The sequence below is a fragment of the Pseudodesulfovibrio sp. 5S69 genome (assembly GCF_037094465.1).
GTDB classification, from domain to species: domain Bacteria; phylum Desulfobacterota; class Desulfovibrionia; order Desulfovibrionales; family Desulfovibrionaceae; genus Pseudodesulfovibrio; species Pseudodesulfovibrio methanolicus.
The window spans coordinates 1,795,881-1,810,967 of the sequence record NZ_CP146609.1; the positions used below are offsets into that span (position 1 = coordinate 1,795,881).

Here is a 15,087-nt window from a genome sequence, read left to right on the forward strand (position 1 = left end):
CCGATTAGCAGAAATTTTCGGCCTGGGCCAGTCAGCCGGACGCGGAAGCAAGGGCCTTGAGGTCGTCGAGGATGATCTTCGCGGCCCGGCCCGGCGCGCCGGGGTCGCCGACCATGGTGCGCAGAACCTTGAGTCCGTTCTTGACTTCGTCGTAGGCCTCGGGATCGTCCAGCCAGGACCGGGCGGTCCGGGCGAGGTTCTCGGGCGAGGCGTCCCTGCCGATGTACTCCGGGTAGATTTCGCGCCCCAGGATGAGGTTGGGCAGGGAGATGTACTGGACGTTGACGAGCATCCTCCCCACCAGTTCGGACAGGGGCGAGACCTTGTAGGCCACCAGCACCGGTGTGCCGATGAGCGCCGTCTCCAGGGTCACCGTGCCCGAGGCTGCCATGATGAATTTGCACGTCCGGAAGGTCTGGTAGCGCTCCTTCGGCGAGACGAAGGAGACCGGGATGTCCTCGGGCCACAGGGAGCGCAGCAGGAATTCGTCCATGCCCGGCGCGCGGACCAGAACGTACTCCAGGTCGGGATGGTCCACGGCAAGCCTCCGCGCCGCAGCCGCGAACACCGGCAGCAGGGAGCTGACCTCCTTGGTCCGGCTGCCCGGCAGCAGCCCGATGCGGTTCTCCCGGACCGGAAGCGCGTCCAGCGCATCCAGCGGCAGCACGTCCATGAGCGGGTGGCCCACATAGGCTACGTCCATGCCGTATTTGGAGTAAAAGTCCTTTTCGAACGGCAGGATGCAGATGACCTTGCGGACGAAGTCGCGCAGGAAGTTGGCCCGCCCGGAGCGCCAGGCCCAGATCTGCGGGCTGATGTAGTAGTATACCGGGATGCCGAGCTTTTTGGCCATGCGGGCGATGCGGAAGTTGAACTCCGGACAGTCCACCAGGACGATGGCCCTGGGCCGGATGGCCACGAGCTCCTTCTTGATCACCCCGAGCAGCTTGAGAATGCGCGGCAGGCCGCCGAGGATCTCGGTGATGCCGACCAGGGATATCTCGCGCATGGAATGGCGCGCCGAGAACCCTTCGGCCTCCATGGCCGGGCCGCCCATGCCGGTGAAGGAGACGTCCGGGCTCAGGGCCCGAAACGCCTTCATCAGCTCCGCGCCGTGCAAATCGCCGGAGGCCTCGCCTACGCTGAACCAGATGGGACCGGATGGATTGCCTGTCTGCATGCACAGTTAGTAGCCCATGTCCGCCCGGCCCGCAAGGCGAACCGGGATATGCGTTTCCACGGGGGTTGCCATGGGAGGCGTTGGCCTGTACTAGACACTCGCAACGCGAACTCTAGAACGAGGGTATATATATGTTGAAAGTCGGAGTGGTCGGTCTGGGGCGGATGGGCGGCGTCCATCTGCGCAACTACACCGAAATGCCCGATGTGGAAGTGGTCGGCGTGGTCGACGTGGACGCCAAGGCGCGCGAGGACGTCGCCGCCCGGTTCGGCGTGCCTGTTTTCGCCACCCTGGACGAACTGCTCGACCGGAAACCGGACGCCGTGTCCGTGTGCGTGCCGACCTTTCTGCACCACGAGGCGGGCATGCGTCTGCTGGAACAGGGCGTCTCGACGCTCATCGAAAAGCCCCTGGCCGCCACCGCCGCCGAGGGCGCGGAGCTGGTCGCCAAGGCCGGGGAAAAGGGCGCCGTCCTCATGGTCGGCCATTCGGAACGCTTCAACCCGGCCATCGAGCGGGTCAAGTCCCTGCTCGAAGACGACCTCATCTCCGTGCACATCGAGCGGGTCAGCCCGTACCCGGTGCGCATCCAGGACGTGGGCGTGATCAAGGACCTCGGGTCCCACGACATCGACCTGATCCGCTATCTGACCGGCTCGGACTTCAAGAACGTGCACGTGGTCGCCTCGGCCACCTTCGGCAAGCACGAGGACTCGGCCGTGATCACCGCCGAGATGAAAAACGGCGTTCTGGCCCAGATATCCACCAACTGGGTGAGCCCGTTCCGGGGTCGCAGGCTCAACGTGGCCTGCAAGTCCCGGTTCGTGGCCGCCGACCTGATCGCCCAGAGCGTGACGGAATACTCGCCTTTTTCCGAGGTCGAAAAGACCTACTCCGTGCGCGAATGGCCCGTGGTGGCCCGCGAACCCATCAAGGCCGAGCTGACCGCCTTCCTCGACGCCCTGCGCAACGAAACCCCGGCGCCCATCACCGGCGAAGACGGCCTCGAAGTCCTCAAAACCTTCGAACGACTCTTCGACAGCCTGAACAGCTAGGCGTCATACCGTACCGATAAAAAGGGCCGCTCCGTTCGGAGCGGCCCTTTTGCCTCCGGCGCCGGGGAAGGGGAAAGGGAACCCTTTGCAAAGGGCTTCCCTTTCCCCTTCCCCGGACCCCATCCCCTTTCCTTCCTAAACTCTTTATCGCCGCCTCCGGCGGGCAGGGCGCATAAAAAAATTCCGACTTAGTAATGAGTCGGAGGTCTCAATTTTTTTATTCTTTTGGAGTGATTCGGGTGCGTCAGCACCCGGCAGCGGCTTTTTTACCGCGCTGGCACAAGGCTTTCGAGAGTGGGTCAGCTGTGCATTTTTAAGTGAATTGTAGGCGAGTCTTCGAGCCGTACAAGATCTTATGCCCTAGGTACAGACCCGGCCGGGGCAATCCTCACGTAGACGGCTACGCTGCGGTTGCCCCGGCCGAAAAAAATGTGCAGATGGCCCGCTATCGGAAGCCGTTTTACTTGCTGGCCAGAGAGTCTTTCTCTGCGGTCGCCGGTGTCTCGTCCGGTTGATTCACGGAGATGTAATCCACCACATCAGCCAAACCATTGACCTCCTCCGCTATAGCCAGGGCCGCGGTCTTCTGGCTGTAGTCCCTGGCGCGTCCGATGAGGATGGCGTGGCTGCGGATGACCTCCACGCGGAGGTCCGAGCCGTCCAACCGTTTGGTCTCGCCGAACCGCTCGGACAGCTCCTTGCCCAGGAGCTCGTCGCGCGCGGCATCGCGGGCGGCCTGCCGGGCCGGAGCAATCGGGTAGAACTTGCAGGTAATGGTCTTGATGCCTTCCACCGTGGCCGCGGTGCGGACGGCGTAGTCCGCCTGGTTGCGGCTCTCCACCTGGCCCACCAGGTAGGCCTTGGCGTCGATGACGTGGGCCGACAGGCGGATGTTGTTGAGTTCGAGCCGCTCGCGCAGCCGCCGCTCCATCTGGGCATCGCGGACGATGCACAGGCTGCCGCCCTCCACATTGTCGCGCGGCAGAAACTTGTCGGCCGTGACCACGGCGTCGTAGCCGGTCATGGCCCCGCCCGCCACCTGTACGGCGGGGTAGAGCGCGCATCCGGAGAGGAGCGCGGAAAGGAGGACGGCGAGTAGCGTCTTGCTCAAGGAATCGGACATCATTAGTCCGGGAGTATAGTCGAAGGTCTAGAAATTGTCTAACACTATCGGGCGAGTCATCCCTTGACGGCCAGGACGTGGACCAGGCCCGCGATGGACTGCCGGTCGACGACGTGGAATTCGGGCAGCCGGTCCTTGATGTCGTTCCAGTGGGTGGCGCGGATGGCCAGGACCACTTTGTCGTGTTTGGCCATCTCTTCGATGAGCCGGTCGTACTTGTCGTACTCGGGATAGTCGTGCCCGGCGTAGTAGGTGTAGATGCCGGAATAGACTCTTGCCGCAAAGGGCGCGTAGCCGCGTTCGATGTAGTTCTTGAGGACGAGCGCCTGGTGCCGGGGGCTCATGGCGTCGTCCAGGGACGGGGCGGCCAGCATGCCCACCGGGTAGATCCACAGGATCATGGCCAGGGCGCAGGTCAACAGGGCGGCGCGGAACCCCTTGTCGCGCATGGCGAAGATGGCCGCGCCGCCGAGGACGAGCACGGCGGCGCACAACCCCATGCCGCGGACGGGTACCGGGACCGGGATGAGGTCGCCCGCCAGGAGCAGGGCCGCGCCGATCAGGGCCCACAGCCCGCCCACCAGGGTCCACAGCCGCCTGGCGCGGGGATCGCTCATGGTCCGCAGGGCGTCGGCGATGAGGATGGCCAGGGGCGGGAACATGGGCAGGACGTAGATGAAGACTTTGCCGGACAGGGAGGAGAGAAAGAGGAAGGTGGCCAGAAACATGATCCAGAGCAGGGCCTTGGGCCCGGCGTGGCGGCGTCCGCCCCACAGGGTCCCCCAGAAGGACAGGGAGAACAGCCGGTGGACCGGGGCGGCGAACAGGGCCAGGGTCCATGGCATCCAGGCCAGGGGGAAGGCAGCGAAATACCACCACCACGCCTCCTTGTGGTGGAAGGTGTGGGTGGCCCGCTCCAGGATTTGCTTGCCGAGCACGGTGTTGATCAGAAAGCCCGGCCCCTCGGCCACGATCACGCCCGCGATCCAGACGGCGAGCATGCCGAGCATGGCCAGCAGGCCCATCCCCGTGCGCCGGGAGAGCAGCCGCTTGGCCTCGCCCTTGAAGGCCAGGAACAGGGTGATGTCGACCAGCGGGAACAGGAAGCCGAGCGGCCCTTTGACCAGGGTGGCGGCCCCGGCCAGGACGAATCCCCAGACCGGCCACCAGCCTTCGGACTTTTCGGTGTACGCCCGGTAAAAGGCGGCGTGGCTCAAGATGATCAGGGCAGCGAACATCAGGTCCATGCGCGAGTAGTGCAGCAGGGCCGCGACCATGAAGGTGGACACCAGGATCAGGGTGGAGGCCAGGGAGGTGGTCCGGTCGAACTTGAGCGTCCGGGCCAGGGCGTAGGCCGCGAACAGGAAGAACAGGCCGGAGAGGGCCGCGCCCAGGAAAAAGACCGCGGGCTGGTGGAACGGGGTCAGCTTGTCCAGGAGCCAGAGGAACCAGAAATAGACCGGCGGCTTGTCCGGGTAGGGCTGGCCGTTCAGGGCCAGGACGACCCATTTCCCGTGGGCGGCCAGGTTCTTGTAGGCGTCGGCGTAGCGGACCTCGTCCGAGAACCACAGGGCGCGGTTGTTCAGGGCGAACCAGGTCTGGGCCAGCACGGCCAGGGTCATGGTCAGCCAGGGGTGGTTTTCGAGCCGGGTCCAGAGAGTGCGAAGGGCGCTCATGTCATGATCTCCTGAAAAGCGAGGAATCGGCGATGATCACGGCGGCGAAACCGCCCACGCTGCCGAGCAGCCAGCCGAAGAATACGTCCGAGGGGTGATGCCAGCCGAGATAGATGCGCGAGAAGCCCACCAGGGCGAGAAACAGGCCGAACAGCGCGGTGACGGCCAAGCGCGACAGGCGCAGGGCCAGGGGCAGGGTCCAGCCGGTGATCTCCGTGGTGTGGCCCGAGGGCAGGGCCTCCTGCGCGGCGCGGCCGGACAGGGGCTCGTACCAGGGACCGTTGCCGGGGCGGGGCCTGCCGATGAGGTACTTGGTGAAATGCACGGCCAGCCCGGCGACCACTCCCTGGACCACGAGCAGGACCAGGACGAAGCGCAGCCGTTCGCGGTTGCCGGTGCGCCAGGCGGTCAGGAGCATGACCGCATAGACAAGATAGAACAGCGGGTTGCACCAGTCGGTGACGGCCTTCATGAACAGCTTGAGCCCGGCGTGGGCCGCGCGGTGGTCCCGGAAGAACGCGGCCACGTCCCCCTCGCTCGCGAACCCGAACCAGAGCGCGGCCAGGACCAGCAGGAGCGGCGCGGAATAGAGCGCCCAGTGTTTCAGGGAAGTACAGCGCATGCGGGGTTATAAGCCATCGGCAGCGGGCAGGCAAGCCGGGCCGCGGCGGGCGTCTAGGACTCGCCGTCTCCGTTTTGGGGGTAGGGTTCGTGGGTGTAGCGGGCCCAGACTTCGGGGCTCGCCTTCAGGTCCTTGAGGATGTCGGTCAGGGACTTGCCTTCCTGTTTCCAGTACTTGTCGGCGTTGTCGGAACATTCGAAGGGGATGACCAGGGTTCCGTCCTCGGTCAGGAAGGGTTTCTTCTCGTCCATGGCGAGGCACTATTTCACGGAACGGGCGCAAAGACAAGCCTTCCGTTCCGGGGATGGATCCCCCGTATTGCCGGGGTGTTGGCGAACCGCGTCCGGAATCAGGCCACGGCCTGCTCGCTGGGCGGCAGGCAGACCTTGCGGTCGATCTCGCGGACCTTGCGGAGCATGGACTTGGCGATGCGCTTGAACTCGCCCAGGTCCTTGGACTCGTAGGAGGCCTTGGCCTTGGTCAGCCCGGCCATGTCCACGATTTCGTTGAACAGGTACGGGGCGTAGAGCGGGTCCTGCTTCATGAACAGCTCCACCCGGTTCATGGCCTCGTGGATCTTCTGCTGGTTGTCCCTGAGGTCCTTGAACAGTTTGGAGAGGTGCTTTTCGGCGTTGCGCAAGGAGTTGGTCCACATGGGCGAACGCGGTTCCATGCGCAGGGGCGGGGTGCCGTGGCGGCAGCCGTTCAGGTCGCGCAGGAAGCTCTCCACCGCGCCGGGGGCCGAGGCCAGGACGCCCTTGGAATAGGCCGTGTCCACGTCGACCACGGTGGTGCCTTCGATGGGCACGCCGCCGCCGTAGAGGTTGAAGATCGGGAAATCGGACTGCTTGAGGTCGTCCTCCAGCTCGCGCTTGGCGGTCATGTACTGCACCGTGGTCAGGATTTCCTCGCCGTCCATGTTGCGGGTGGTCTGGTGCCAGGGATAGCGCGTTTCGGAAGTCGTGTGGTTGTGGTGGCCGCCCGAGTGGGACTGGCCGTTGATCCAGGCGTAGTCCTGCCCGGCCAGGAGCAGGTGGGAGACCCCGCAGTAGCGCAAAAAGCGCGACAGGGTCACCGAGACATTGCCGCCCGCGTCCAGGACCAGGTCCCGCTCCTTGAGCACGTAGGTGCCGACGCCGCCCACGGTCCACAGGGGCAGGGTCGGGCCGGGGTAGCGCTTGAGGACCATGGGGTCGATCTTGGTGGAATAGACCAGGGGCACGTCCTGGACGAAATCCGGGTCCAGCCGCTCGTAGATCTTGAGCATGGACTTGTCGTAGTCGATGGCCGCGCACAGGTGCGGCTTGATGCCGAGGTTCTGCAGGGACGGGATGGTCTGCAGAGCGCAGGTGTAGAGCACGTGGCCCATCTTTTTTTTGAGCAGCGGGGCCATGGTTTCCAGCGACGGACCCGCGCCGAGGATGACCGCGCCCACGCCCGCGCCCCGGCCTTCCATGGATTTGAGGCTGCCGTCGCGCATGGCCTTGGCAAAGTTGTCGATCTCGTTGCCGACCATGATGTCCTGGCGGTGGCGCAGGGTGGACAGCTCCAGGGAGAAGTTTTCGAGCTTGTTCTTCAGCCAGGTGGCCCAGCGGGCGTATTCCGGCCCGAGCTGGCGGCTGGGGATGTCGCTCTTGAGGTGGATCTGGCCGTAAATGAACTGGAGGTCCAGGTTGCGGACCACCTCGGACAGGAAGCGCTCGTCCGGGACCAGCAGGTGGAACTTCTTGTTCTCGAAGAACGGCCGGTAGTCGGTCTGGCCCAGGCAGGCCAGGAGCATCTCCGAGCGCGGCTCCAGGAGCATCACCTTGTGGGTGTCCGGGGTGTTGGTCAACAGGTGGTTGATGCCGTAGCCCAGGTTGCAGCCGACCACGAAGGTGGCCGAGGTCCCGGCCTTTTCCGGGTGCAGCCAGTTGCCGTACAGTCCTTTCGGGGGCAGGGATTCGAACAGCCCCTTGCCGTTGTCCATGCGCCAGTCGTGCAGGCCGAAGTCGTTGCGGTACAGCCGCGTCTTGAGCATCTCCTCATTGAACGGGCGGGTGGACAGCCACTGGAAAATGGGGTTCCCGGTACGTTGCAGGTATTCGATGTTGTCTTTCAGGAACGGATACGGATTCATGGTGCGGCCTCGCATGCGCAAAAAATGACGGTTCGGACGGGAAAATGCAGATTGCATGCCAGTTGCGCCAAGGCTGTTTTTGCCCTACGGTGCGGGCATCCATTCAGAATCCAACCCGCATGATTCCAGGGCGCTACGATGAACAAGAACCTGCTTGAGCTGATCGGCGACACGCCGCTGGTGGAGATACGCCACCTCAATCCCAATCCGAACGTCAGGATTTTGGCCAAGATCGAGAGCCAAAATCCCGGCGGATCGATCAAGGACCGCGTGGCCGCGGCCATGATCGAGGCCGCCGAGGAGTCGGGCGAGCTGACCAGGGACAAGATCATCATCGAGGCCACCTCGGGCAACACCGGCGTGGGGTTGGCCATGGTCGCGGCCATCAAAGGCTACCGCATCAAGCTGCTCATGCCCGAGACGGCCTCTGATGAGCGCAAGATGATCATGGCCGCCTACGGCGCGGAGCTGGAGCTGACCCCGGGCCATCTGGCCACGGACGGAGCCATCGAACAGGCCTACCGCTACGCCCGCGAGGAGCCGGACAAGTACGTGCTCATGGACCAGTACAACAACCCGGCCTCCATCCGGGCGCACTACATGGGCACCGGGCTCGAAATCTGGAACCAGACCGGCGGCAAGGTGACCCACTGCGTCATGACGCTCGGCACCTCGGGCACGGCCATGGGCATCGCCAAGCGGCTGCACGAGATGGGCGACGTCTACGTGGCCGCGGTGGAGCCCTACGCGGGCCACAAAATCCAGGGCCTCAAGAACATGCTCGAATCCTACCCCCCGGGCATCTACGACAAGCACGCCCTGGACGAGGTCCTGCACGTGGAGGACGAGGACGCCTTCGAGAACTGCCGCAGGCTGGCCCGGCACGAGGGCATCTTCGCGGGCATGAGCTCGGGCGCGGCCCTGGGCGGGGCGCTGCAAGTGGCCGAGCGGCTGGACGGGGGCCTTATCGTGGTCATCTTCCCGGACTCGGGCGAGCGCTACCTGTCCACCCATCTCTACCGCCAGCGGTCCGGCAGCGGGGTGACGATTTTCGACATGGCCTCGGGCGCGGACAAGATGCTCAACACCGGCGCGGGGTTGGGCGTGTACACCATGGGCCCGAGCCTGGACAACCCGGACGGATTGGACTCCTGGCGCAGGCTGGCCCTGCTCGACGTGTTCGCACGGCATCTGGCCGGGCGGGGCGTCAAGGTCGAGGGCGTAGCCGGGCTGACCGACATGGACGACCGCACCCTGGCAGCCGCCCGCGAGGCGGACTCGGACCGGGCGTCGTTCGCCGCCGACCGGCGGGAGGCCATCCTGGCGCGCGGCCGGGCCATGGGGCTGTCCGATGCCCTGAAATTTCCCCTGTCCTCGGACAGCAACGAGACCGCGCTTTCCCTGTGCAAAAAGCTCCTGGGCAAGGGGCTGGCCTACGAGAAGCTGCGCAGCGTCTACTTCGACGTGTTCCGCGATAAACGGTACGGCGAGATCGGCACGGTGGACATGGACAAGGTGTCCGGCGGCCGCACCGTGGACCTGGACGCCTACGTCAAGGACAATCCGCTGGACTTCACGCTGTTGAAGAGGGCCTCGCTCATGGACCTCAAGCGCGGCGAGGTCCTGGAGACCCAGTGGGGCAACGTGCGCCCGAGCTGGTTTTTGCAGCACGCGGCCATGGCGCTCGACGAATCAAACCGCACCGACGTGATGATCGGCTCGGACAAGCATCGCTTTCCGCACCTGGAGAACCTGCGGGCCATCTGGTCCACGGCCGGACGCGAGGCCCAGGCGTGGATGGTCTGCCAGCAGACCTCGGACGCCGAGGGCGAGACGCTGGCCACGGTGGCCGAAAAGCTCGGCGGCTTTCGCGCGGCCCGCTTGTGGCTGCTGTCCGTGGCCACCCGCAAGACCCTGTGCGCCTCCGCAGACAACCTGGCCATGTGGGCCCGCAACTGGCGGCGCATCCAGGAGGGCGCGGTGGCCCTGACGCTCGCGCTCGACGCGCGCGGCGACGCGGTGTCCACCGACGTGGAGCAGGCGGTCTTCGACGTCAAGGCGGCCTTCAAGACCGCACTCGACGAAGGCCTCAAGCTCCACCACTTCTGGCCCGCCCTGTTCAAGTTCATCAAGCAGGTCAACCAGTGGACCGCCGACAACCAGCTCACCGGCGCGGCGGCCAAGGCCTGTCTCGATGAGCTCAAGGCCCTCGACACCATCCTCGCCATCCTCGACCCCGCCCAAATGCCCGTCCCCCTCGGCGACCTGCCCAAGGCGGTCCAGGGCATGGTCGCGGACCGGCAGAAGGCGCGCGAGGCCAAGGACTTCGCCCTGTCGGACGAACTGCGCGACAAGATCGCGGCAGCCGGATTCCGCATGGAAGATACCGGCGGTGCGCCGAGGGTGTTCAAGGCGTAGGGATTATTTACGATAAGAGAATAAAGAGGACCGCCGGAAAGGTGGTCCTCTTCTCGTTTCTGGGGTACGGTCGCAATAAAGACTCAGGAGGTCTGCATCCCATGTCAGTCAATACGGACAGCGTTCAAGCGGCATTGACCTATTTGAAGCAAAAAGGCGTCTCCGAAGATTGTATCCTGGCCTACATCGTCGCGCTGGAATCCGCCGGAGCCGGAAACGAAAACCCTTCCAGCGTCTTCAACGCCATGCTCCGGGTGCTGGAGGAGGCCAAGCCGTCTTCGTGAGTTGGTTTGTCGGCTCGTGCATGTCGAGTTGTCAGCCAGTCGAGTGATGGAGTGTCCTTCTTTGCTCCGGTGAACATAGGGCCATCCTCGACCCCGCCCAAGGCGGTCCAGGGCATGGTCGCGGACCGGCAGAAGGCACGCGAGGCCAGGGACTTTGGTTTGTCGGACGAGTTGAGGGATAAGATCGCGGCAGCCGGATTCCGCGTGGAAGACACCGCGGTGCGCCGAGGGTGTTCAAGGCGTAGGGAAAATTTGCGATATGGAAAAGAAGAGGGCCGCCTGGAAGGGCGGCCCTCTTCTTGCCTTTAGGTCTACATGCTTGCCTTTTGGTTGTTTATTTAGGTAGTTCTTATGGGTGTAAAAAAGGAGGGGTTGTGGACGTTATGACTATTCAATTCCAACAAAATTTAAACGATTATAAGTCGGCTCTTCATACTTTAATCAAGGTTTGGGATGTCAATAAAGGGCAAGATACAGGACGTATTAAAATTTGGGGCGATTTTGAGTCCTTGACGAGTAAAATCATTTTACAGGCTGTGTCGGCTTTGAAGTTATATACTGACAATAAATTTGTAGTGTATAAAGATAGATTGATATTATCATGTGATTTTACATCAATAAATGTGATATCTAGATCTGTGCTGGAAGCATATTTGTACACTTGGTGGCTATTTGTCGATGTGAAGAGTGAAAGTGAAAGAGAGTATAAGATTTTGTGCTGGAGAATTGCCGCAATGAATTTTCGTCTTTCTTTTTCGCCAATTACGGAGGAAGGAAGGCGTGTGCTAGAGTCTGAGAGAACACAACTTGATGGTGCGTTAGACAGATTGAAAAATAACACATTCTATAATTCTTTGTGCGATGTGGAAAAGAATAAAATTTTAAATAAAATTAACAATGGGTCGAATGTAAGACCTGGTTGGAAAAAAATAATAGAAGATGCAAAATTATCAAAAGGTTTTGCAGATACATATAGCTATATGTGTGACTCTTCTCACTCAGGACAACTTTCATCACTACAGATATATAGCGCTCATGGAGATGTTGCCCAGCAGAAGAGACTATGTCGGGTTGCTTTAAATACAATTCTGATGTGTATATGTAGGTTGGTCCGTGATTATTCCGAATTATGGGAATTGTCGAAAGAGTACTTGATATTGCATAGTGGTGAATTGGCGATAATAAAAAAGTGGTGCGAAATTGCAGAGTCACCATGGAGTTAGTTTTTTTGGGTGTTTGCGAATCCCAACTAGGCCTTACCGCAACCAATACAAAATCCACAGCAACACGGGCATGCAGATGTCCGCGAAGAACACGGGCCCGGCGTTGCCGGGTTTTTTGTTGCCGCCCACTCGGAGGTCGGCGGCGTGGACGGTGAAGGCGCCGACCAGGAAGAAGGTGGCGAAGAGGATGGTGGCGAGCCAGAAGCCGTCGCGCAGGGGGGAGTGGCGCAGGCCGAAGGCGAGGACGCCGCAGCCGCCCAGCGCCAGGTTGGCGAAGGCGACCTCCTTCTGGAACGGGCTGCCGGGCCGCCAGCCGATGTAGGCGGCGACCTGGTCCGATTTGTAGTAGTGGCCGAGGAAGGCCCACAGCGCGCCCAAGCCGACCTGGACGCCCAGGAGCCAGGCCAGGAGCGTGGCGAAGAAAGGCGCGTCGGTGAACATCCAGTTCAGGAAGGCGCAGATAACGGCGGCAACGGCCAGATAGACGACGTACATGGTTCACTCTCCTGGTTGATCGTTCCGGTGCTGGGTCATGTATTTATTCCATAAGGCCTTGTAGGCCTCGGTCGTCTTGAACTTCTTGAGCGCGTTGGAAAAGCGCTTCACGAACCTTTCACTGACGCGCTTCTTGTTGAACGCGATGTACAGCCCGTCCCGCTTTATCTCGTAGCCGGGGTTGGGGTGGATGCCGCCGTCCACGGCCGCGGCCAGGACCAGGCCGTTGCCGAGATCGGCCACGGTGGCGTCCAGCCTGCCCAGGGCGAGCTTCCGGAAGTTGATGGCGTCGCTGTAGACTTCTTCCACGGTACAGTATGTTTGGATAAAATTCCAGAATTCCGGGGTATAGCTATATCCCAGAACCACGCCGATCCTCTTCCCCTTGAGGTCGTCCAGCGACCGGACCGTCGTGCCCCGGCGCGTCCAGACGAGCCAGGGGGATTCCAGCAGCGGCTCGTCGGGATAGTTGAAGTAGACCGTCCTTTCCGGGGTGTAATTCGCCGAGAACAGGCCGTCCGCCTCGCCGAAGCGGGCCATGTCCAGGGCCCGTTTCCACGGCAGGGGGAGAATCTTCACATCCTCCACGCCCAGCCGGGCATACACGGCCCGGATCACCTCCACGGACAGCCCGGACATCCCTTCGGCGGTCTTGATGGTGTAGGGCGGCCAGACATCGCAGACCAGCAGCTCCGGGCGCTCGGCCAGGACGAATTTGCCAACGAATACGAGTGCGGCGAACAACAGCAGGGCGGGCAGGACGAAGATGATTCTAGATCGGGTCATGAAGGCTCCTCGTCCCTACATCTATCACCTGTCGGGGCTACGAGGAAGGTGCAATATGAAAAAGGAGCCGTCCCTTTCGGAACGGCTCCCCGTGTGGTTGCTGCGCGGTACGCTGCAGTTAGTCAAACAGATACAGGAATTCCCCGTAGCCCTCTGCCTGCATCTTGTCCTTGGGGACGAATCGCAGGGCGGCCGAGTTCATGCAGTAGCGCAGGCCGGTGGGTTGCGGGCCGTCGTCGAAGACGTGGCCCAGGTGGTTGTCGCCAGCCTTGCTGCGTACCTCGGTGCGCACCGAGAAGAGGGAGCGGTCCTCCTTTTCCACGATGTTCCCCGGCACCAAGGGCTTGGTGAAGCTCGGCCAACCCGTGCCGGATTCGTACTTGTCCGTGCTCGAAAAGAGCGGTTCGCCGCTGACGATGTCCACATAGATGCCCTCGTCGTGGTTGTTCCAGTACGTGTTGTCAAAGGGCGGTTCCGTGCCTTCCTCCTGGGTGACCTTGTACTGTAGCGGTGTGAGGTTCTTCTTCAGGGTGGCGTCGTCCGGCTTGACGAAGGCCTTGTTGGCCCCGGTGACCAGGGCGTTGTCGCGCGCGGCCTCGATCACGTCGTCGGCCTGGTCGCCCCAGTGGTCGTCAACGAACCGGTCGCGGCCCGAGAAGTAGCGGTAGGTCTTGTAGCGCACGGGATTGTGCTTGTAGTAATCCTGATGGTAGGCCTCGGCCGGGTAGAAGGTGGTGAACTCGATGAGCGGCGTGACCACGGGACTGTCGAACCGGTCGGACTCGTCCAGGGCCTTCTTCGAGGCCTCGGCGATCTCGCGCTGCTTCGCATTGTGGTAGAAGATGGCCGAGGTATACTGGAACCCCCGGTCGCCGAAGGAGCCGCCCGAGTCGGTGGGGTCGAAGTGCCGCCAGTAGTGGTCCAGGACCTCGGCGTAGCTGATGCGCGCGGGATCGAAGGTCACCTGGACCGACTCGCGGTAGCCCGTGGACCCGCTGGAGACCTGCTCGTAGGTCGGGTTGGGTTCGTTGCCCCCCGCGTAGCCGGAGACCACCTTGATCACGCCGGGCAGTTTTTCCATATCCGATTCCACGCACCAGAAGCAGCCGCCCGCCAGGGTGGCTATCTCATAGTTCGCATTGCCGTTGTCAGCCATGGCCTTTTCCTCCGATGACGAATATATGCTCAATCCGAACCCCAGCGCCAAAAGCAGGGCGCCGGTCAGGGTAAGATATGCAAGCTTGCGAATCATGTGATCACCTCCAGGGGTGACAATGATAGTCGTTATTAAATTAAAATAGACACGATCCCCCGCAAGTCAATGCGGGCGGGCCATGGGGCGACGCCCGAAAAATTCGTGAATCGTTATTTTTTACCGGAAAAGGGTGGATTTTTGACTTGTTTTGGGGCAAGTGGCATTGCTTCGCGGCGGCGGGATGTGCATAGTACCCGTATCAGGCTCAGGGCCGCGACCGAATTTCGCATTCAATCACATCAAGGAGAGACCATGCCCAACCAGAATTACACTCTTTTCAGCGGCGGCGCCCAGGGTGCCGAGAATCAGTTCGGCAAGCTCGCCGAATACCACGGCCTGTCCGAAGTGAACTACACCTTCGAAGGCCACCGCATCGAGCGCACCCGCGGCGTGCGCGTCCTGACCGACGAGGAACTGACCCAGAAGGACGTCAGCCTGACCTACGTGTCCCGGCTGCTGAACCGCAAGTTCACCAACGCGGAGAAGATGCGCAAGGTCCTGCAGACCATCATGTGGCAGGTGGACGCCAGCCAGCAGATCTTCGTGGTCGGCACCATCCTGGAAGACGGCACGGTCAAGGGCGGTACCGGCTGGGGCGCGGAGTTCGCCAAGATCTGCAACAAGGACCTGTTCGTCTTCGACCAGGCCAAGGACGCCTGGTCCAAGTGGGAACACGGCGCCTGGAAGGCCGTGGACGCCCCGGTGATCTCCGCCGGACACTTCACCGGCACCGGCACCCGCTTCCTGGAGGACAACGGCAAGAAGGCGCTCGAAGAGCTGTTCTCGCGCTCCTTCAAATAAGCCCTGTCGGCAAGGTAAATGAAAAGGCGGCCCGGATCATCCGGGCCGCC

General features: G+C 62.2%; 14 protein-coding genes. 5 read left to right on the forward strand and 9 right to left on the reverse strand.

Annotated elements, in window-relative coordinates:
• Positions 1-31 precede the first annotated feature (31 nt).
• The gene (gene lpxB / locus V8V93_RS08395) at positions 32-1,180 is read right to left on the reverse strand and encodes a lipid-A-disaccharide synthase (RefSeq protein WP_338669909.1); all 1,149 of its coding nucleotides are present in this window, start codon (positions 1,178-1,180) and stop codon (positions 32-34) included.
• Between the two features lie 131 nt (positions 1,181-1,311).
• Here lpxB and V8V93_RS08400 point away from each other — a divergent pair, with 131 nt between their 5' ends.
• Positions 1,312-2,235 (forward strand): Gfo/Idh/MocA family oxidoreductase, encoded by a 924-nt coding sequence (locus V8V93_RS08400; protein WP_338669910.1) that lies wholly within the window; start codon positions 1,312-1,314, stop codon positions 2,233-2,235.
• Between the two features lie 460 nt (positions 2,236-2,695).
• Here V8V93_RS08400 and V8V93_RS08405 read toward each other — a convergent pair whose 3' ends face one another.
• From V8V93_RS08405 to V8V93_RS08425, 5 genes are all read right to left on the reverse strand, one after another.
• Positions 2,696-3,346: a BON domain-containing protein gene (locus tag V8V93_RS08405; RefSeq protein WP_338669911.1), complete on the reverse strand. Its 651-nt coding sequence runs from the start codon at positions 3,344-3,346 to the stop codon at positions 2,696-2,698.
• A 68-nt stretch (positions 3,347-3,414) separates the two neighbouring features.
• Entirely contained in the window at positions 3,415-5,034 is a 1,620-nt protein-coding gene (locus V8V93_RS08410; protein ID WP_338669912.1) for an ArnT family glycosyltransferase, read from the reverse strand.
• A 1-nt stretch (position 5,035) separates the two neighbouring features.
• The gene (locus V8V93_RS08415; RefSeq protein ID WP_338669913.1) at positions 5,036-5,656 is read right to left on the reverse strand and encodes a phosphatase PAP2 family protein; all 621 of its coding nucleotides are present in this window, start codon (positions 5,654-5,656) and stop codon (positions 5,036-5,038) included.
• A gap of 53 nt (positions 5,657-5,709) precedes the next feature.
• Positions 5,710-5,907: a hypothetical protein gene (locus V8V93_RS08420; protein ID WP_071546473.1), complete on the reverse strand. Its 198-nt coding sequence runs from the start codon at positions 5,905-5,907 to the stop codon at positions 5,710-5,712.
• A gap of 98 nt (positions 5,908-6,005) precedes the next feature.
• Entirely contained in the window at positions 6,006-7,775 is a 1,770-nt protein-coding gene (locus V8V93_RS08425; RefSeq protein WP_338669914.1) for a motility associated factor glycosyltransferase family protein, read from the reverse strand.
• Positions 7,776-7,913: 138 nt separating this feature from the next.
• Here V8V93_RS08425 and V8V93_RS08430 point away from each other — a divergent pair, with 138 nt between their 5' ends.
• The 3 genes from V8V93_RS08430 to V8V93_RS08440 all read left to right on the forward strand — a co-directional run bounded on the left by V8V93_RS08430 (position 7,914) and on the right by V8V93_RS08440 (position 11,700).
• Positions 7,914-10,193, forward strand: coding sequence for a cysteine synthase (locus V8V93_RS08430; RefSeq protein WP_338669915.1), 2,280 nt, complete (start codon positions 7,914-7,916; stop codon positions 10,191-10,193).
• A gap of 101 nt (positions 10,194-10,294) precedes the next feature.
• On the forward strand, positions 10,295-10,477 hold the full coding sequence (locus V8V93_RS08435; RefSeq protein WP_338669916.1) for a hypothetical protein: 183 nt from the start codon (positions 10,295-10,297) through the stop codon (positions 10,475-10,477).
• Between the two features lie 383 nt (positions 10,478-10,860).
• A complete protein-coding gene (locus V8V93_RS08440) occupies positions 10,861-11,700 on the forward strand; it encodes a hypothetical protein (RefSeq protein WP_338669917.1) in 840 nt (279 codons plus the stop codon).
• Between the two features lie 33 nt (positions 11,701-11,733).
• Here V8V93_RS08440 and V8V93_RS08445 read toward each other — a convergent pair whose 3' ends face one another.
• The 3 genes from V8V93_RS08445 to msrB all read right to left on the reverse strand — a co-directional run bounded on the left by V8V93_RS08445 (position 11,734) and on the right by msrB (position 14,233).
• Positions 11,734-12,195, reverse strand: a complete 462-nt coding sequence (locus tag V8V93_RS08445; RefSeq protein WP_338669918.1) for a DUF6790 family protein — start codon at positions 12,193-12,195, stop codon at positions 11,734-11,736.
• A gap of 3 nt (positions 12,196-12,198) precedes the next feature.
• Positions 12,199-12,981, reverse strand: a complete 783-nt coding sequence (locus V8V93_RS08450) for a substrate-binding periplasmic protein (protein WP_338669919.1) — start codon at positions 12,979-12,981, stop codon at positions 12,199-12,201.
• 118 nt (positions 12,982-13,099) lie between these two features.
• Positions 13,100-14,233 (reverse strand): peptide-methionine (R)-S-oxide reductase MsrB, encoded by a 1,134-nt coding sequence (gene msrB, locus V8V93_RS08455; protein WP_338669920.1) that lies wholly within the window; start codon positions 14,231-14,233, stop codon positions 13,100-13,102.
• 255 nt (positions 14,234-14,488) lie between these two features.
• Here msrB and V8V93_RS08460 point away from each other — a divergent pair, with 255 nt between their 5' ends.
• Entirely contained in the window at positions 14,489-15,037 is a 549-nt protein-coding gene (locus V8V93_RS08460) for a hypothetical protein (protein WP_338669921.1), read from the forward strand.
• The last annotated feature ends 50 nt before the right edge of the window (positions 15,038-15,087 follow it).

Excerpts from the sequence above, each read along its gene's own strand:
- V8V93_RS08460 (WP_338669921.1), top strand. The coding sequence starts at position 14,489 with ATGCCCAACCAGAATTACACTCTTTTCAGCGGCGGCGCCCAGGGTGCC.
- V8V93_RS08435 (WP_338669916.1), top strand. The coding sequence starts at position 10,295 with ATGTCAGTCAATACGGACAGCGTTCAAGCGGCATTGACCTATTTGAAG.
- V8V93_RS08430 (WP_338669915.1), top strand. The coding sequence starts at position 7,914 with ATGAACAAGAACCTGCTTGAGCTGATCGGCGACACGCCGCTGGTGGAG.
- V8V93_RS08425 (WP_338669914.1), bottom strand. The coding sequence starts at position 7,775 with ATGAATCCGTATCCGTTCCTGAAAGACAACATCGAATACCTGCAACGT.
- V8V93_RS08400 (WP_338669910.1), top strand. The coding sequence starts at position 1,312 with ATGTTGAAAGTCGGAGTGGTCGGTCTGGGGCGGATGGGCGGCGTCCAT.
- msrB (WP_338669920.1), bottom strand. The coding sequence starts at position 14,233 with ATGATTCGCAAGCTTGCATATCTTACCCTGACCGGCGCCCTGCTTTTG.
- V8V93_RS08445 (WP_338669918.1), bottom strand. The coding sequence starts at position 12,195 with ATGTACGTCGTCTATCTGGCCGTTGCCGCCGTTATCTGCGCCTTCCTG.
- lpxB (WP_338669909.1), bottom strand. The coding sequence starts at position 1,180 with ATGCAGACAGGCAATCCATCCGGTCCCATCTGGTTCAGCGTAGGCGAG.
- V8V93_RS08440 (WP_338669917.1), top strand. The coding sequence starts at position 10,861 with ATGACTATTCAATTCCAACAAAATTTAAACGATTATAAGTCGGCTCTT.
- V8V93_RS08450 (WP_338669919.1), bottom strand. The coding sequence starts at position 12,981 with ATGACCCGATCTAGAATCATCTTCGTCCTGCCCGCCCTGCTGTTGTTC.
- V8V93_RS08415 (WP_338669913.1), bottom strand. The coding sequence starts at position 5,656 with ATGCGCTGTACTTCCCTGAAACACTGGGCGCTCTATTCCGCGCCGCTC.
- V8V93_RS08410 (WP_338669912.1), bottom strand. The coding sequence starts at position 5,034 with ATGAGCGCCCTTCGCACTCTCTGGACCCGGCTCGAAAACCACCCCTGG.
- V8V93_RS08420 (WP_071546473.1), bottom strand. The coding sequence starts at position 5,907 with ATGGACGAGAAGAAACCCTTCCTGACCGAGGACGGAACCCTGGTCATC.